This window comes from Pseudomonas sp. HMSC063H08, assembly GCF_001813645.1.
Lineage (GTDB): Bacteria > Pseudomonadota > Gammaproteobacteria > Pseudomonadales > Pseudomonadaceae > Pseudomonas > Pseudomonas aeruginosa.
Window position 1 is genome coordinate 40,156 of the sequence record NZ_KV813465.1, and the last position, 17,169, is coordinate 57,324.

Sequence of the window (17,169 nt, forward strand, 5' to 3'; positions counted from 1 at the left end):
ACGGCCAAGGGCACCAAGGTATCGGTGCGCACGGTCAAGGCGCCGGGCTTCGGTCCGAAGGGCGTGCTGCGTTGCGTCCTGCCGTTCACGGTCTTCCTCAAGTTGAAGGACATCGGTGGCAACGTGCTGCCGCCCTACGACGAGGAGTTCCGCGAAGTCGCGATGGACACGGCGCAGGCCGCGGCCTACCGCGATCTGGCGGGTCGGCTGACCCAGGAGCTGAAGCAGGCCCTGGCGAAGCGCGACACGACGCTGCTCGGTGTAGTCCTCAACGTGCTGCTGGCCTGGCCGGACTGCTGCTTCCGGTCGGAAACCGTGGTGCATCCGCGCACGCGCAACACCTTGGCGTTCGTTCCGGCTCAGTTCAACGAGCTGGAGGTGATGCCCAAGGAACGCGAGCTGATCGAGATCTGCAAGCAGGAGAAGGCAGAAGGGCGCAAGACCCTGGTCTATTCGGTCTACACCGGCACGCGCGACACCACGTCGCGTTTGAAGGTGCTGCTGGAGCAGGAAGGCTTCAAGGTGGCGGTACTGCGCGCGAGCGTGGATGCCTCCCGCCGCGAAGACTGGATCGCCGAGCAGTTGGACCGCGGCATCGACGTGCTCATCACCAATCCCGAGCTGGTGAAAACCGGCCTGGACTTGCTGGAGTTCCCGACCATCGTGTTCCTCCAGTCCGGCTACAACGTGTATTCGTTGCAGCAGGCCGCCCGGCGTTCATGGCGCATCGGCCAGAAGCAGCCGGTGCGCGTGATCTACCTCGGCTACGCCAACTCCTCGCAGATGACCTGCCTGGGGTTGATGGCCAGGAAGATCATGGTCTCGCAAAGCACGTCGGGAGACGTACCCGAGTCGGGCCTGGATGTTCTGAACCAGGATGGTGATTCCGTCGAGGTCGCACTGGCGCGGCAGCTTGTCACGGTCTGATCCATGTGCCCATGCCGGCGGCCCCTCGGGGTCGCCGGCTTCTTTCCACGGCCCTTCGGGGCCGTTTTTCTTGGGCGTATGGCAGTCCATGGCGCCGCCCCGCCATGTATTCGGGCGGGCGCCAGTGCGTTTTGTTTGCTGCCCGCAGGCCAAGCGGCGGCGATGGTGAGCGCTCCGTGTTCCAGGGAAGCGCCCTCCATGCAACCATCCATCCGCGCTGTTCACCGCCTGGCCCTCGTCGCTGGCTTGCTGGCCGGCAGCCTGTTGGCCGCCGGCTGCGCCACGACCGCTGCGCCGTCTGCGCCAGCGGTGCCGGCCGCATCGCCAACCGCCGTCGCGCCGGAGCCGGGTTTCGTTCCGGTGGCCCGCTACGGCCGCTACACCCTGGTCGAGCTGGTGCCGGAACCTGCGCAGCGTGATCTCTTGCAGCAGGCGGTGGAGGTCTCGATTCCGCCCATGCTCGATGCCAGCGTGGGCGATGCCATGCGCCATGTGTTGCTGCGCTCGGGCTACCGGCTCTGCGATGCGGCCGAGGCCGCTACGCTCTACGCGCTGCCGCTGCCTGCCGCGCACCTGCGCCTGGGCCCGCTGATGCTGCGCGATGCCTTGCTGACCCTTGCCGGCCCCGCCTGGGAGCTGTCGGTCGATGACTTGACCCGCCAGGTCTGCTTCAGCCGGCACGGTGCTCCCACCTTCCTTTCCGCCAACCCGCCCGGCACCGCCACGCCCGTGCCGGACGCCGACCGGCCCGAGGAGATGCAGCCATGACCTTTCCCCAGGCGCCATCCGAGCGCAATTCCCGCACGCGCTGGTTCAAGATCGCCGCGGCCTTCTGGCTGCTGCTCATCAGTGCCGTGGCACTCATCAACAGCGTCGGCTTGTCGCGGCTCGCCGAACAGACCCAGAGCACCGCACAGGATGCGCAGGTCAAGGCGCTGGGCCTGCGCGTGGCCGATCTCGAACACCAGGCCAATGCGGACAAGCGCCGGCCGGTGCCGATCAGCCAGGCCGAATTCGCCAACGCGCGGCAGGCGCTGGACGAACGGATGACGCGCCTCGAAGAGGCCGATGAGGCGAGGGCCTTGGCCGTCGACCTGCAGACGCTGCTGGCGCGCGTGAACGCAATCGAAACCCGCCTGGAGAAAACCCGGCAGGTGGCATCCGCCGCTCGCCCGCGCACTCCGGTTGCGACGAAGCCCAAGGTGCCGGAGCCGCCGTTCCGGGTGCTCGGCGTGGAGCTGCGGGGAGGCGAGCGCTTTCTGTCGATCACCTCCACCGCCGCGGCCTCGCTCGCGGGCGCCCGGCTGCTGCGCGAGGGCGACGCCGAGGGCGGCTGGCAACTGCAGTCCATCGAGGCGCAGGCGGGCGTGTTCCAGGTGAACGGCCAGACGCAGCGCGTTGCGGTGCCGTAGGAGGTCGCCATGAACCTGCGGCCGTTGCTCGCTGCCGTCGTCCTGTTCGCCACTTTCGGCGCATCCGCCCAACCGGCCCCGGTGACGAACTCGCGCATGGTGCCCGCTCAAGTGCAGCCGGGCGCTGATGCCGCGCTCGACGAGAGGCAGGCGCGGGAGTGGGGGCTTCGCTCCGAGGAGTGGGCGCGTTACCGGCAACTGATGCAGGGGCCGCTCGGGGTCTATTCGCCCCAGCTCGATCCGCTCACGGCGCTCGGCATCGAGGCCCGCAGCGACGAGGAGCGCAGGCGCTACGCGGAGTTGCAGGTGCAGGCCGAGGCCCAGCGCGTCGGCAAGACGCTGGCCTACCAGCGGGCCTACGACGCGGCGTGGCAGCGCCTGTTTCCCGGCCAGCCGCGCGTGAGCCTGCCCGGCGCCAAGGCGCAGGGTGCCGGCAACACCGGCTCCGGGCGCCTGGCGGTCTTCGTCAAGGCCGACTGCGCACCGTGCGCGCAGCGCGTGCAGCAGTTGCAGGCGGCCGGCACGGCCTTCGATCTCTACATGGTCGGCAGCCGTCAGGACGACGCGCGCATCCGGCAGTGGGCCACCCAGGCGGGCATCGACCCGGCCAGGGTGCGCGCCCGCACCATCACGCTCAACCACGATGCCGGGCGCTGGCTGTCGCTGGGCCTGCCCGGCGAGCTGCCAGCCGTGGTGCGCGAGGTGAACGGCCAATGGCAGCGGCAATAGGTGCTCCGGGCCGGGAGCGTCGGCCGTCCCGCATCGCCATCCGCTGCGCCAGCGCCATGCTGCTCACCACCGGCGGCTGGGCGCTGGCCGCCCTGGCGCGGGAAGTGCCGCCGCCGGCCTATCAACTGGCGGCGCATCGTGCAGACGTGCCGGCGGCCGTGCTGTACGCGGTGGCCTTGCAGGAGAGCGGCGCCATGCTGCGCGGGCGCCTGATCCCCTGGCCGTGGACGCTCAACGTCGCTGGCTCGCCACAGCGCTACGCCACCCGCGTCGAGGCCTGCGCGGGGCTGCACCGTGCGCTCGCCCACACGCCGGCCAATCGCATCGACGCCGGCCTCGGCCAGGTCAATCTCGGCTACCACACGCATCGCTACACGCAGCCCTGCGAGCTGCTGGACCCGTACCGCAACCTCGCCATCGCTGCGGAAATCCTGCGCGAACAGCACACGCCGGGCGAGGACTGGCTGCTTGCCATCGGCCGCTATCACCGGCCCGCCGGCGGAGCACCCGCGGCGCGCTACCGGCGCAGTGTGCATCGGCACCTGACCCGCGTGCTCGACGCCGGCGTTCCCGTTCCAACCCTCCAGGCCACCACGCCATGAACCACATCGTCCTTATCGCCGCCATCGGGCTGCTGCCCACGACCACCGTCTTCGCGCAGACCGCCTCCGCGCCGTTGATCGTCGTCGAAGACCGCGGCGGCGACTCCGCGCTGCCGTACTACCGGTCGCTGAATCCTCAGCCGGATCAGGCCACACCGCCGGCCCCGATGCCGGCCCCTCGCGTGGGTAACGCAGCCGACGCCGAAGCCGCCATGCTGCCGGTGCGCTCGGCGCAACTGTCGCCGGGCGAGGTGCAGCGCCGCGTCATCCGGGCGCCGGGCCTGACGGCGCTGTTCCTGATCGGCGACGACGAGCGGTCGCGCGCCTGGCTGCGGCAGCGGCAGGCGGCGCTGCGAGAGCTGCAGGCCGTGGGCCTGGTGGTCAACGTGGAGTCGATGGCTGCGCTGACGGCGCTGCGCAGGCTGGCGCCCGGCCTGATCCTGTCGCCGGCCTCCGGCGATGACCTGGCCCAGCGCCTGGGCCTGCGCCACTACCCGGTGCTCATCACGGCCACCGGTGTCGAGCAGTAGGTGCGCAAATGGCCCAACCGCATGCGGTCGAGGTCTTGCTGCGGCCAGCGGTGGAGCTTTATACCGTGGCGGTCTGCACCGGCGCCGCGATTCTGTGCCTGGTGGCACCGTGGTCGCTCGCGCTGAACCCGCTGCTCGGCCTGGGCTCGGCGCTGGCCTTCCTGACCTTCGGCGCGATTCGCCTGCGCGATGCCTGGGCGATCCTGCGCTATCGCCGCAACATCCGCCGCCTGCCGCGCTACGTGATGACAAGTCGCGACGTGCCGGTGAGTCAGCAACGGCTGTTCGTCGGCCGGGGCTTTCGCTGGGAGCAGCGGCACACGCACCGGCTGATGCAGACCTACCGGCCGGAGTTCCGCCGCTATGTCGAGCCGACGGCGACCTACCGGGCCGCCCGGCGGCTGGAGGAGCGGCTTGAGTTCGCGCCGTTTCCCGTCTCGACGCTGGCGCGCGCGCTGGCCTGGGACAGCCCGCTCAACCCGGCGCGGCCGCTGCCGCCGGTCGGCGGACTGCCGCGCCTGCATGGCATCGAGCCGCACGAGGTCGACGTCACCCTGCCGCTGGGCGAGCGTGTCGGCCACACCCTGGTGCTGGGCACCACGCGCGTGGGCAAGACGCGGCTGGCCGAGTTGTTCATCACCCAGGACATCCGCCGCAAGGTCCGCGGCGAGCACGAGGTAGTGATCGTCTTCGACCCCAAGGGCGATGCGGACCTGTTGAAGCGCATGTACGTCGAGGCCAAGCGCGCCGGGCGCGAAGGCGAGTTCTACGTGTTCCATCTGGGCTGGCCGGACATCTCGGCGCGCTACAACGCCGTCGGCCGGTTCGGGCGGATCTCCGAGGTGGCCACGCGCATCGCCGGACAGCTCTCGGGCGAAGGCAACAGCGCCGCGTTCCGCGAATTCGCCTGGCGCTTCGTCAACATCATCGCGCGCGCCCTGGTCGAGCTGGGGCAGCGGCCGGACTACCTGCTGATCCAGCGCCACGTCATCAACATCGACGCGCTGTTCATCGAGTACGCCCAGCACTACTTCGCCAAGAACGAGCCGAAGGCCTGGGAGGTCATCGTCCAGCTCGAAGCGAAGCTGAACGAGAAGAACATCCCGCGCAACATGATCGGGCGCGAGAAGCGCGTGGTGGCCCTCGAACAGTACCTGTCCCAAGTGCGCATCTATGACCCGGTGCTCGACGGCCTGCGCAGCGCCGTGCGCTACGACCGGACCTACTTCGACAAGATCGTCGCTTCGCTGCTGCCGCTGCTGGAGAAGCTCACCACCGGCAAGATCGCGCAACTGCTCGCACCGAACTATTCCGACCTGTCCGACCCGCGACCGATCTTCGACTGGATGCAGGTCATCCGCAAACGCGCGGTGGTCTACGTGGGGCTGGATGCGCTGTCCGACGCCGAAGTCGCGGCGGCGGTGGGCAACTCGATGTTCAGCGATCTGGTCTCGGTCGCCGGCCACATCTACAAGTTCGGCATCGACGACGGGCTACCCGGCGCCGCGGCGGGCACCAAGATTCCGATCAACGTCCACGCCGACGAATTCAACGAACTCATGGGCGACGAGTTCATTCCGATGGTCAACAAGGGCGGCGGTGCCGGCGTGCAGGTGACGGCCTACACGCAGACCTTGAGCGACATCGAGGCCCGCATCGGCAATCGTGCCAAGGCCGGCCAGGTGGTCGGCAACTTCAACAACCTGTTCATGCTGCGCGTGCGCGAGACCGCCACCGCCGAGCTGCTGACGCGACAACTGCCCAAGGTCGAGGTGTACGCCACGGCGCTGATGAGCGGCGCCACCGACAGCTCCGATCCGCACGGCAATACCGCGTTCACGTCCAACACCCAGGACCGCATCAGCAGCAACAGCGTGCCGTTGATCGAGCCGGCGCATGTGGTGGCGCTGCCCAAGGGGCAGTGCTTCGCGCTGACCGAGGGCGGCAACCTCTGGAAAGTCCGCATGCCGCTGCCGGCACCCGACCCCGACGAAGCCATGCCGAAGGATCTGCAGGAGCTGGCCGGCTACATGCGACAGCACTACGTCGAGGCAGGAGACTGGTGGGAGAACCAAGGCATCCCCGGCCTGCAGGACAAGGCGCTGCCCGACGACCTGCTGGACGACTTCAAGCAGATGGCCGCGGCTGAAGAGGCCGAAGCATGAGCGATCCGGCCGTCGCGGCACAGCGCCAGCAGCAACGACAGCAGGGCCTGATCGCCAGCCTGGTCACGCTGCCGTTCCGCTTCTTCGGCGTGCTGTGCGGCGCGCTGCTGCTGTGCATCCTGATCGAATGCGTCGGCATGCACTTCTTCTGGCCCGAGCAGGGCTGGCGCCACGCGCAGGGCATGCTGCACTACGAGCTGGATCAGCTCTCCACGCATTTCACCCGCAGCGCGCTGGTGCAGGAGCCGGGGCGCACCGCGCACCGGCTGGTCGAGCAGGGCTACGACTGGCTGTTCGTGAAAAGCGGTCTGCTGGACTGGATACGCGACGCCTCGGCGCAGGCCAGCGCCGGCAGCCATCGCCCGACCAGGGATTTCCACTACTACCTTGGCTTGGTCTACGTGAACGTGGAGAGCTACCTGATCGCGGCGGCCTACACGACGCTGGTCTTCCTCGTGCGGCTGCTGGTGCTTTGCCTGACCCTGCCGCTGTTCCTGATGGCCGCCTTCGTCGGACTCGTGGACGGGCTGGTGCGCCGGGACATCCGCCGCTTCGGCGCGGGACGCGAGTCGGGGTTCATCTATCACCGCGCCAGGGCCAGCCTGATCCCGCTGGCCGTGCTGCCGTGGGTGACTTACCTGGCACTGCCGGTCAGCGTGAACCCGCTGCTGATCCTGCTGCCCAGCGCCGCGTTGCTCGGCGTGGCGGTGTGCATTGCGGCGGCGATGTTCAAGAAGTATCTGTAGCTGCCCTGCGCCAGGTCAGATGAACGAAGCCATGGCAAATACGTTTCAAGCAATCTTCTTTTGCCTGTCTCGCAGAGACGCGGCCCAGTCCTTCAAAGCCTGAATGTCCTGAAAGAGATCAGCAGGTGGTGGCGGCGCGGCATTCCTGCCGCTGGATGGATCGTGTGCGTCAACAATGTCGCAGCACTTCTTGAATCCGGCGGCGAAAGCATCGCAGTCAGCCTCGGTGAGCGCACTGACCTTCTTCAGGTCCTTGGCGTTGATGTAGTCCCTGTGGCGTTGAATAACGCGGACGAAAGCGATGTCCTCCAGGCCGCGCTCCCATGTGGCGCGCAGCGCGTTGTAGAGCTTTGCCACCTCGACCGCGTACTCGTCTTCCTGGTTGTTGTCATGCAGCAGCTTTGCCGCACGCGCTGCCTTCTCCAACTTGTCGATGCGATCTTCGACGCTCTGGGCCTTCCAGGGCAGGCCGTCGGCCACCATACCGGCTCCCGCGGCGCCACGACTGAGCGTCGTAAGCCGCACTGCCCGCCCGGTCTTCGTCGCGTGGTCATTCAGATCGTTCACGAACACCAGATCATGCGTGAAGACGATGACCTGACGGTTCTCCGCTTCTTCCACGAGACGCTTGGCCACCCGCCCACGCCAGCGATGGTCCAACGAGGACACCGGGTCATCGAAGACCAGAGCAGAGCGGTGCATCGCGGTGGCAAGCTCGGTCATGAAGGCGGCCAGCGCCACGCAGGTCTTTTCCCCTTCGCTCAGGATTTCGTGGACCTTGGCATCCGGCTTGGCGAAGAGGCGTACCTGATATTGCGGTGAGCCGTACTTGCCGCCGGAGCGCACGATTTCGACGCGAACCTTGGAGGCCGCAAGCCTGACAATCTCTTCCTGAAATCTGTCGCGCAGCCGAGGCGTAATCACGGTGTCGGCAATGTCGTTGCCCATCTTGGTGATGGTGTTCGTCGCCGTGTCGCCCGCACACTCGGTCAGAAACTGGATTGTCTTCAGCCGCTGGATTTCGTCAGTGACGACCGGCAGCATGCCGGCGAGCAGCGCCCGGTCGCTCAGCTCGGCGAAATCGGCTTCGAGCTTCTTGCGTTCATCCGCGTCAGCGGACTTGCGCAGCTCGGCGGCGTAGTTGCGGATCGTGGTCTGAAGCTGGCCGAGATCAGGCAGCGGCGACGGTGGAACGGGCGGAAGCTGTAGCTCGCCGTTTCCGCCCAGGGCTTTGAGCAGAACGTGGCGCCGCAGCCGGGCTGCGGCGATGAAGCGGCGCGTCTGCTGCTGCAGCGCTTCATTCTGGAGGCCCAGCTCGTCAAGACTGGCCTTCACCGCCCGCGTGCCGATTGCCCCGACAGCTATGGTCTGCCGTGCGGTCTGAGCTGCCTTCTCTGCCTCGCGTGCCAACTGTTCCGTATCCTTCTGGATGAAGTCCTCGAAGCGTGCCATCCGTGCACGTGCCTCAGCTTCCAATGGCTGCTGGCAAAGCATGCAATGCGCGTCTTCGGCCGACGGCGGAAACGGCTGTCCGGGGTATGCGATCTCCGTCGAGTAGCGTCGGGCGGAATCCCAAAGCGCCCGCCATGTCTCGCCGCCGACGCCGGCAAGGGGTTCCCCCGTGAAGGCCTTCTCCGCGGCAAGACGTGCGGCGTCCCGTTTCGACCGTGCGTCCCTGGCGAGGGCAGCGGCTGCCAGCAGTTCCTCATCGGTGGTTCTGGCTACAACGCTGTTCACCGCGGTAATCAGCCGCATGACGTTGTCGGCTTTGACGGTCTGTTCCGCCGCTGCCTTGGTCGGATTCTTCGACAGGTCTGCCCGCAGACGCTCAAGACGGGCGCTTTCGTCTGCCGAGAGCGCCGCCAGGGTTTCGATCTTCTTTGCGTCAGTATTGGCGTTCAGCGCGGCAAGCGTCTTCCCCACGGCCGTGGTGGCCTTCCAGGTCGGCGCCGCAAAGATCGGATTGCGGGCCTTCTCAAGCTGCTTCTGTTCAGCTGCGAGGGCATCCTTCACCGCCTGACAGGCTGCAGCAAGCTCATCCGGTACGTCCAGACCAAAGGGCCGGAATGCAACTTCGTTCTTCTCGCGGATATGCACGGAGGCGCAGTCGCTATCGAACACGCTCACTGCAGACAGCGTTGCATGCGGATTTGCGCCGTTCTGCCACTGCTCGACCGGCTGCGGCACACCGCCGACCCCGTACGCGATGTTCGCGCCGACGCGCTTCGGGGGCTGATCGGCATACACATTGGGTTCGATTTTTCCGGCATGCCTTGCACGACATGCGCGCTTCAGGATGCGTGCGTAGCCGGACTTGCCCGCACCGTTGTCGCCGTAGATGATCGTTATTCCATTCGGCTCGAAGCCGAGGGTCTGACCGGCGGCAAGGTTGTTCACGCCGGTCACGTCGGCGATCGACAGAAGCGATACCGCGGCGGTCTGACCGGGGTTGGCCGGAAGGTGGGCCTTCTCCAGCGGTACCGCTTTCAGCGCGCCTACGGGGGCACCTTTGCCCTGTTTGCAAAGGTCCACGAGTTCGCCGATATCGGCGTCCGTCAGACGGCCGTTTGCGATGATGCGGCGCAGGGCGTCACGCTGCCAGAGTGGACGATCCTTTGACCAGTCCAGAATCGTTTCCAGGACGGTCTTTTGCTGTGCGGCGGGTTTCTGCATTTCTTGTTCCTCCGTCGCGCTCCAGGATGATGGCAAAGCGCCGCTCGGTGTCCGAATCGAACTTCTCGGCGGGGCGCTTCAAGAACTTGTGACCGCCAATCTTGGGCGCTCAGGGTTCGCTCACAACCACGCCTTCGAGACGCCCCTTGTCGAGAATATCCAGCAACACCACACTCTGCTTTTCTGTCGGGAGCTTGGAGGGAATCTGCATGGCGACCCTAAGCACGCCGTCTTCCTTCGGCGTGAGCAGATCCTTCTCAAGCAGCGACTGATGGATGCGAGCCCATTCCGCAGCGGGAACAGCCAGCACTTTTCGCTGCGCCTCGATGCCGTTGTCGATCCTCTGCGTCTGCTTCGCAGTCTTCACGATCGCTGCCTGATCATCCTGCGGAACAAGTCGATCGTAGAACTCGGGCGGGAGGAGATTGGCAATGGCGTCGGTACGAGCCTGTATCCTCGTCCAGCACGCCTCCTTCTTGCACCACTCGGAAATGTTGGAAATGCCTTGCGGTGGTCTGATGATGTCGTCGTTCACGACCCCCGACACGACAGCGATGGCACTTTCGAGCACCGGATCGACCTTCTGTGCATTCCAGATGCCCAGAAAGTCGATGCTCTCCTTCCTGCGCTTCGTGATGTCACCGAGTACCGCCAGCGTGTAGGCCACGATGTTTGCTCGGTACCCGCCGTTGTACCAAGGCTGCGCAGAAACGATGCGCTCCGTGGCGCGGAAGATCAGACCACGTGCGACAGCCCTCTTGAAATAGAACTCGTTGAACGCGTCGGATGATTTCTCCCACTCGCTGCCGATTCGGGCGGCGTAGCGCGCAAAGTTCTTCTGGGAGCCAAGATTCACCCACCTGGGGTGGTCATCCCAGACATTCTCGAACTTCGCGAGGTCCGTCTTCGTGAACATCTGTGGCTTGGGATGCTCCGCCTTGAAGCGACGCTGCTCCGCGGGTGTGAGCTTCGACTGTGCATCGGCATACTGGCCGCGCGCGCGCTCATAGAACCACCTCGTCTCGCGCGGGGCGCCCTTCTGCGCGGGTGCCCAGATCCGTCGGGAAAACCCTTCCATCCGCACATGGAACGGGTGGTTCGAGAAGAAGTCGGCGGCATTCACCCGATTCTGGGTGTTCGCATACTCCGATATCCTTGGAACGACCGTTTCGCTCTGCAGGCTGTCGATGACGGACAGCTTCAACTGGACGAATATCTGGGAAAGATCGGCCTTGTCCCGCTTCCGTGTGTGGAACAGCGATGCCGTGGTCTGGCCACCATTGACGATCTGGAGATCGACAACCCTCGTGATCGCCAGACCGGAATCCGTCATCCCTGTCTCGACACTCTGTGCAGTAGCCGTAATCCCGTTGTTGTAGGCAAAGAACATCCCAGGTTCGTTCAGGATCGTCGCCCTTATTCCCTGGTTCACATTGCCGCGCGCCTGCAGGAACGTACGGACGTTCTGCTCAAGCAACCGCGCTCCGAATCTTTCGTACAGGGTCGCCAGCACCTCGGCAGGCATGACCATGAGATAGGATTGATAGGCATCGGTCCCCAGGTGTGCGGGAAGGCAGGCGATGCCCTTGCCGAACATCTGCTCGAAGTCGAGGTCGAGTGGCTCCTTGTGGCTGCGGGAGCTTCGCTGACGATGAAGTCGTGAGATGTCCCAGATGTGGTGAGCAACCGGAACACCTGCCACTTCCGTATCGGGAAGGGCCTGGATTTTCTCGCTGAGCGTGCGCTCGGAGAAGAGAACCAGGTTGACCTGCCGAATGGCGTCCTTGCGATCCGCAATCTGCCTGGCAAGGCCGTACTCCGGCGATGTGACCTCCAGTTCGCCGGCCAGGCCCTTGTTGGCGCTGGCCTCGAAGAAGTTGGCAACACGCTTGAATGCCGCGGCCACTTCCGTTCTGGTGAGCGATGCTAGCTCGTTTCGGGAGTCGAAGTCCGCGATGAAGAGGTCCAGAACTCCTTCGTCATTGAACCAGTAGCCGTCCACGCGCATACCACGCTGCGCCCGGAAATGGCAGAGTTCGAACCCTTCCGTGAAGCCTGTCTCGACAAGGTCGTTCGCGATGGCCTCCATGAATTCGGAGAGCTGGAAGCTGCCATTGGCCTCGGCGCCCGCCAAAAGTTCCTGTCGGAAGTCGTGGAAGAACTCTTCGTCGGTCTGCTCCATCAATCCTCCCCGAAGATGGATGCTTCGTCACACTTGTACGGAGCAATCGTTTCCAGCCTGATGTCGTAGGCCACGTTGGCAATCCCTGGCGGCAGTTGCGACCGCATCAGACGCGGAAATCCGTCACCAACACGATAGCTGCGCACGTCGCTGACGACAAAGCGAGGCTCATCGTAGTCAGGGAGCGGCGCGTAGCCGTGCGCAACCAGCTTCCGGTCAAAGGCCTCGACGGCGTCCGCCTCGCCGAGCCGTGCCTGGACTGCAGTGACGATCTCGTTGAGCGATCGAGCTCCTGCCGCGTCGGCCAGACTGCTCAGCCGGTACACGCGCAGGAACAGCGCATCGTTCAGGGATTCGAGCTGGTCTTCCGATGAAATGCGGACGCTGCTCCGCTCTGCGCCAGAGAGCGATTTGACCTCGACGGCTGTGTTGCCAAAGATGAAATCCTGATGTGATCGTTCCGGACCGAGCCAGGCCTCGACGGCGTCACTGCTCGACATCTGCCGATCGATCAGTTCCGTCAGAAAGACGATTTCGGCGAAGAGACCGCGGACTTCCTCGATGGACAGGTGCTGACTCCGGCCTGACAGGAAGGTCTTCCAACGGCGGATGTGTGCCAGAGAGATCGCGAGAGAACTCGCCGAGTCGGTGGCGTGCTCCAGCGAGGATGCAAGGGTGCGGCACAGTCCTTCGAAGAGATCGCGGTCGACCTGCCTTTCAAGGGCGAGGACCAAGTGCTGCTGTCCCTGATCTCCGGCACGAAGATCGACATCGATGCCGTTCACCGTGACCGCGTTCTTCCGGTACTGGGCTGCGTGGTCGCCCTGAAGCTCCACGATGAACAGGCAGGCGCCACTGGCATCGCGTCCCCAGAAACAGGGCACGGCCGTTCCCACCGCAACCTGGCGGACATTGAAGTCCGCTCCCGGAACGGCGATGTCATCCCACGGAGAGGACTCAGGCATCGTAGTCATCCTCCTCGTCAGGATCGTCGGCGTAACCCTGCATCTGCTGGAGCCAGACCTTGTTCACGACGACATTGATGGTCGTCGAATAGTCCCCGTAGGGAAAACTGACGCCGAAGGCGGCGATCGGTCCCGTCACGGCCTCGCCCTTGGGCTCCAGGCTGTGAATCATGAGGAGCGGCTTGTTCCGGACCATACGGTAATGTGTGTCGGATACCGCTCCTGAGCCATCTTCGCCGCCAGCCAGCGTCCTGGCCTCATTGCGTTGTGCGTCGCTGAGCCCGAGCTTCTCGTCGCCACGCGAGGCAACCCTGTCCTTGTTCAGGCGCCACGAAGTGCCGTTCGGCTGATCCTTCCCGACGACGCGCACCTGATTCCTCAGGGTGAACGGGTTTTCACCGCCTGAGCCACCCGAAGGGGAAATCAGCAGAACATCGGCCAGCGGGCGCTTCGTCGCAATCCGTTCGAGATAGCTCACCACGTCCGACTTCTGTCCGGCAAAGGTCGAATGGCATTCGAACCGGGTGAGGAAGTCGTCGATCACCTCGACAGGCACGTCCCTGAAGATGACGCCCTTTTCGGTGGACTCCTCCGGTCGCCCGCCGAATCCACTTCGCCAGTGATCGCCGATCAGCGCAAGGTTCCTGGCATTCACGTCAGGGTCGGTGGAGACAATGTAGCTCTCCCGCAGTCGTCCACTGAAACTCTGCTCGACCGTGACCTCCTGGCCCGATCGCATCTTGTTCGCCGCCGTGATCAGCAGGCTGTCCGGATGCGAGCGGACGTACAGGCCAAAATCCTTCGGGCTGAGGCGATCGCGCCGCATGCGCTTGACCTGCTGTACAAGCTCTTCGGCGGCATCGGCGATGTGGGAGTACCAGTTGATCGAGTCGCGCGAGAGATGGACGCGGCAGAGGTCCTCGAAGCCCGGCCGGTAGCCGAACCAGCGGCCCATCTGCATGAGGGTGTCGTACATCTTCGTATTGCGGTACATGTAGCTGACGGTCAACCCCTCGATGGTCAAGCCTCGGGAGAGGCTCAGACCACCGACCGCGACCGCGGTCAACCCGACTCCTTCCTTCGCGTAGCGGGCGTAGTCGAGCACCTCGTCACTCTTGCTGTTGATGACATAGAGGTGGAGGTGCTCGAAGACGCCGCTGAGGGCAGTCTTCACTTCCGCCCAGGTAAACCCAGCATCGGCATACTCGGCATCGAAGGCATGCTTCAGGCCCTGCATGTACGCGTTTCTTGAGGAAACCTCTTCCGGCATCGCGTAGTTGGCGAGAACCGCTTCCCTGATCTTCTTCTCCCTGAGACTCAGGAAGTCACGCACGGCCTTCTGAACGGGCACGAAGCGCGACACATTGACCATCATTGAGCAATGCTTGCTGGTCTGCCCACGCAGGTTCCGGATGGCGCGGGCGACGATGAATTCGTCGAGTGCGCGATAGAGGCTGGGGGGCAACTCGTGGACGGGATCGTCACGCTTGTGGGCGTACGGGATGAGATCCTCGCAATCGTCGATCGGCCTCACGATCGATTGACTGGTCGCCTCGTCGAGGAACACCTTCTCGGCACCGAAGTACGTCGTTGGCGCGTCCAGGCAATAGATGAAGTCGCGCGGGAACAGCTCCTCACGCACATCATCGCCATAGGCGTCGGGGTTGATGAAGATGTTGGCGAACGGTGTCGCCGTGTAGCCGACATAGCACGATTTCGCGAACAGCCCGAGGATGCGCCGGATCATCGCATTCGTTCGGGTCGGATCCAGATCCTCCTTGTTCGTGTTGATCGACGCGTTGTCGGCCTCGTCGTCAATCAGCAGCATCGGCACGTCGGAAATCCGGCCATCGCCCTCGGCGTTCAGCTCCTTCAGCCACTTGTGAAGAGCCGTGAGCGTCGTGACGTTCTTCTTGATGACCAGAATGATCGGCTTGCTGAAGTCGTTGATCTTCCAGCCGCTCTTTTCCGCCGTGTTCTTGTTGAAGTCCTCGTTGATGTTGGTGAGGGTGGCCGGATGCGGATAGCCCGGCGCGAGGCCGACACCGATGTTGCGACGATCCTCGGGATCGCTGGATCGGCCGATGAAAGCCTCATCGATGCGCTGCTGCGTCTGCTTGCGCAGATTGTTGTGAATGCCGGCGACGACGATGATGAACTTGTAGCCAGCGTCGGCGGCGCGTGCTATCAGGCCGGTGTAGTTGGCCGTCTTGCCCGACTGCACATGACCGATGACAAGTCCGCGACGGTTCCAAGTTGTGCCCTCGCTCAACGGGTCCTGCAGGTGGCCGAGAATGCGGGTCGTCACATCGCTCAGCGACTGGACCATCTGCGGTGGCCAACCTTCCTTGAGAAGAAAGTTTCCATAGGATTCCGCATAGGTCCAGGCGACATCCTCACGCTTGTGGACCCACTGATCATCATGCTTCGCAGTGACATCCACCAGCGAAACACCGGCACCCATGCGCGTGTCGACCGAGATCATCGCCTCGGTGACGATATTGCGGAGATCACCCGTATAGCCGAAGATCGCGGCGATCTGTCTCGCCTTCTCCTCCACCTGCTCGCGCGTCGGCGTCTCGGCCATGTTGGCAAGGCCCGAGATGAGCGCGTTGGCGATGTTCCGTTCTTCCGTGATGACTGTGAGGCTCATGCAAAGGTCTCGCTGATGAATTTTTCGGCCAGTTCGATCTGGCCATCGAAAAGGTGCGTCGAGCGCACGATCTGGAGAAAGGCATTCGGATCGCCCGGCCCGTCGCCGTAGAGCACCTTCCTGAGACTCTTCAGGCGCTCCAAAGTCTGACTTTCATCCACCGCCCTCTGGTTGAACTCGCGCGGATGGGTCGAGTAATCGGAATAGATCATCTCCACCGGCAGGGAGGCGGCAATCGAATCCAGCAGGACACGAAGCAGATCCGCATTCTCGGGCGAGAGTCTTGTGCCCAGGGATGCGATGAGCGGGTGCTGCTCGTTGATTGCGAAACGGATGCCGCCGTGATCGGCGTAGCGCTCCCAGAACGGGGCCTGGCTTTCCTGAAAAAGCCTCTGCCCGCGTCCCCGATGCACCGTCACGCTGCGGGCAGTGATCCTGTTGATGATCTGACGCAGGCGCTCCCGCACCGCATGCGGCGGGCGGGCACGCGATTTCTTGATGTCGATGGTCCAGGCTTCGTCCAGACTGTTGGGAAAGTCGATCTGTACCCGCGCCAACTTGGTGGCCTCACCCTTCGGCACGAGTCTGAACCAGTCGCCCCAGGCCATCAGGCGGCCGTTTCGATAGACGTAGCCCCCCTGATTGGAGATGAAGTCACTGCGATCCTGGTAGTAGTCGTACTCGGACGCGGACAGACGACTGTGGTGTGGAAGCACGTAAGGCTGCAGGCGCACCTCGGCCTCGCCGATGCGGACGATCTCCTCCGGAAGCACCTGGGTGGCAGGATTCTTCCTGCAGAAGGGGTCGAATGCCGTAATCGGACGACCATTGACGGTGAGAGAAATCCTGGCATGTCCCTTGATCTCACCCGAGAGAAACCGGTGGAAGACAAGTGACAGATGTCTGCCCACCGCCTCAAGCTTCTCATTGACGATCTCGTCTCGACGATCCCCGGCCTCGTCCTCCATCAATCGGTCGAGCTCTCGCCAGATAACGGCCGTGCCCCGGGCGCCGAGCCGTTCGACATAAGGCAACCCATGGATGTCCGCATCGTCCAGGATGGAAAGAATCCAGTCGTCGGCAGCATCGATGCGATCCAGATTCCATTCGGCTCCGCAGACAGTTCCATCGCGCGTGCTCACAACGGTCAGCGAGCGACATTGGGAAAACGAGGCTGTCTTCAGGCCAAGGCCGAAGCGCCCAAGATCCTTCGGCGACCGATGCTGCCTGGGGTTGCCGGTCCCATGACGCATCGCATCGAGCAGCTCGTCTTCCGTCATCCCCCTGCCGTTGTCGAGGATGACCATCACAGGATGCTCACCGGACACATCGCAAATGATGTCGATGGTGTCCGCGCCAGCGGAAATGCTGTTGTCGATCAGATCGGCAATCGCAGTTTCGAGCGAGTACCCAAGGTCCCGCATCGATTCGGAAAGGCAGGCCGCGCTCGGCGGATGACTGCGATCACGAGCCATCGGCTTCCTCTTGCGTCTTCTCGTGAGTCACGTGCATGGTAAGCTCCGAATTGCTGCTTCGGGTGTCGTCTTCATCCGTTCGCATTGCCAAGCGGAAGCGCGGAGCTGCC

At 64.2% G+C, this 17,169-nt stretch carries 13 protein-coding genes; 8 read left to right on the forward strand and 5 right to left on the reverse strand.

From position 1 onward, the window contains the following. The 8 genes from HMPREF2924_RS17200 to HMPREF2924_RS17235 all read left to right on the forward strand — a co-directional run. Positions 1-927: helicase-related protein (locus tag HMPREF2924_RS17200; RefSeq protein WP_141765547.1), on the forward strand; the 927-nt coding region annotated here is incomplete at its 5' end. A gap of 198 nt (positions 928-1,125) precedes the next feature. Beyond that, positions 1,126-1,695 carry a PFGI-1 class ICE element type IV pilus protein PilL2 gene (locus tag HMPREF2924_RS17205; RefSeq protein ID WP_019484602.1) on the forward strand — a complete coding sequence of 190 codons (570 nt, stop codon included), beginning with the start codon at positions 1,126-1,128 and terminating at the stop codon, positions 1,693-1,695. Beyond that, positions 1,692-2,339, forward strand: a complete 648-nt coding sequence (locus tag HMPREF2924_RS17210; protein ID WP_019484603.1) for a hypothetical protein — start codon at positions 1,692-1,694, stop codon at positions 2,337-2,339. Before HMPREF2924_RS17205 ends, HMPREF2924_RS17210 begins: the two co-directional genes overlap by 4 nt. Before the next feature lie 9 nt (positions 2,340-2,348). After that, positions 2,349-3,068: a TIGR03759 family integrating conjugative element protein gene (locus tag HMPREF2924_RS17215; protein WP_019485290.1), complete on the forward strand. Its 720-nt coding sequence runs from the start codon at positions 2,349-2,351 to the stop codon at positions 3,066-3,068. Next, a complete protein-coding gene (locus tag HMPREF2924_RS17220) occupies positions 3,053-3,670 on the forward strand; it encodes a lysozyme family protein (protein WP_023083172.1) in 618 nt (205 codons plus the stop codon). Before HMPREF2924_RS17215 ends, HMPREF2924_RS17220 begins: the two co-directional genes overlap by 16 nt. Continuing rightward, a complete protein-coding gene (locus tag HMPREF2924_RS17225; protein WP_023083171.1) occupies positions 3,667-4,200 on the forward strand; it encodes an integrating conjugative element protein in 534 nt (177 codons plus the stop codon). Before HMPREF2924_RS17220 ends, HMPREF2924_RS17225 begins: the two co-directional genes overlap by 4 nt. Positions 4,201-4,208: 8 nt before the next feature. Further along, positions 4,209-6,365, forward strand: a complete 2,157-nt coding sequence (gene traD, locus HMPREF2924_RS17230) for a type IV conjugative transfer system coupling protein TraD (protein WP_023083170.1) — start codon at positions 4,209-4,211, stop codon at positions 6,363-6,365. Beyond that, a complete protein-coding gene (locus tag HMPREF2924_RS17235) occupies positions 6,362-7,111 on the forward strand; it encodes a TIGR03747 family integrating conjugative element membrane protein (RefSeq protein WP_070700591.1) in 750 nt (249 codons plus the stop codon). The genes traD and HMPREF2924_RS17235 overlap by 4 nt, the downstream gene beginning before the upstream one ends. 45 nt (positions 7,112-7,156) lie before the next feature. Here HMPREF2924_RS17235 and HMPREF2924_RS17240 read toward each other — a convergent pair whose 3' ends face one another. The 5 genes from HMPREF2924_RS17240 to HMPREF2924_RS17260 form a co-directional block, all read right to left on the reverse strand. Beyond that, entirely contained in the window at positions 7,157-9,784 is a 2,628-nt protein-coding gene (locus HMPREF2924_RS17240; protein ID WP_019484542.1) for an AAA family ATPase, read from the reverse strand. A 109-nt stretch (positions 9,785-9,893) separates the two neighbouring features. After that, positions 9,894-11,966 (reverse strand): AIPR family protein, encoded by a 2,073-nt coding sequence (locus tag HMPREF2924_RS17245; RefSeq protein WP_023101508.1) that lies wholly within the window; start codon positions 11,964-11,966, stop codon positions 9,894-9,896. Then, positions 11,966-12,931, reverse strand: a complete 966-nt coding sequence (locus tag HMPREF2924_RS17250) for a PD-(D/E)XK motif protein (RefSeq protein WP_019484544.1) — start codon at positions 12,929-12,931, stop codon at positions 11,966-11,968. The genes HMPREF2924_RS17245 and HMPREF2924_RS17250 overlap by 1 nt, the downstream gene beginning before the upstream one ends. Next, positions 12,924-15,584, reverse strand: coding sequence for a Z1 domain-containing protein (locus HMPREF2924_RS17255; protein ID WP_019484545.1), 2,661 nt, complete (start codon positions 15,582-15,584; stop codon positions 12,924-12,926). The genes HMPREF2924_RS17250 and HMPREF2924_RS17255 overlap by 8 nt, the downstream gene beginning before the upstream one ends. Next, positions 15,581-17,059 (reverse strand): ATP-binding protein, encoded by a 1,479-nt coding sequence (locus HMPREF2924_RS17260; RefSeq protein ID WP_019484546.1) that lies wholly within the window; start codon positions 17,057-17,059, stop codon positions 15,581-15,583. The genes HMPREF2924_RS17255 and HMPREF2924_RS17260 overlap by 4 nt, the downstream gene beginning before the upstream one ends. Positions 17,060-17,169: the final 110 nt, after the last annotated feature.

Bases quoted from the DNA above. Each gene is read 5' to 3' on its own strand.
- HMPREF2924_RS17255 (WP_019484545.1), bottom strand. From the start codon at position 15,584: ATGAGCCTCACAGTCATCACGGAAGAACGGAACATCGCCAACGCGCTC.
- HMPREF2924_RS17205 (WP_019484602.1), top strand. From the start codon at position 1,126: ATGCAACCATCCATCCGCGCTGTTCACCGCCTGGCCCTCGTCGCTGGC.
- HMPREF2924_RS17245 (WP_023101508.1), bottom strand. From the start codon at position 11,966: ATGGAGCAGACCGACGAAGAGTTCTTCCACGACTTCCGACAGGAACTT.
- HMPREF2924_RS17235 (WP_070700591.1), top strand. From the start codon at position 6,362: ATGAGCGATCCGGCCGTCGCGGCACAGCGCCAGCAGCAACGACAGCAG.
- HMPREF2924_RS17240 (WP_019484542.1), bottom strand. From the start codon at position 9,784: ATGCAGAAACCCGCCGCACAGCAAAAGACCGTCCTGGAAACGATTCTG.
- HMPREF2924_RS17215 (WP_019485290.1), top strand. From the start codon at position 2,349: ATGAACCTGCGGCCGTTGCTCGCTGCCGTCGTCCTGTTCGCCACTTTC.
- HMPREF2924_RS17225 (WP_023083171.1), top strand. From the start codon at position 3,667: ATGAACCACATCGTCCTTATCGCCGCCATCGGGCTGCTGCCCACGACC.
- traD (WP_023083170.1), top strand. From the start codon at position 4,209: ATGGCCCAACCGCATGCGGTCGAGGTCTTGCTGCGGCCAGCGGTGGAG.
- HMPREF2924_RS17220 (WP_023083172.1), top strand. From the start codon at position 3,053: ATGGCAGCGGCAATAGGTGCTCCGGGCCGGGAGCGTCGGCCGTCCCGC.
- HMPREF2924_RS17250 (WP_019484544.1), bottom strand. From the start codon at position 12,931: ATGCCTGAGTCCTCTCCGTGGGATGACATCGCCGTTCCGGGAGCGGAC.
- HMPREF2924_RS17260 (WP_019484546.1), bottom strand. From the start codon at position 17,059: ATGGCTCGTGATCGCAGTCATCCGCCGAGCGCGGCCTGCCTTTCCGAA.
- HMPREF2924_RS17210 (WP_019484603.1), top strand. From the start codon at position 1,692: ATGACCTTTCCCCAGGCGCCATCCGAGCGCAATTCCCGCACGCGCTGG.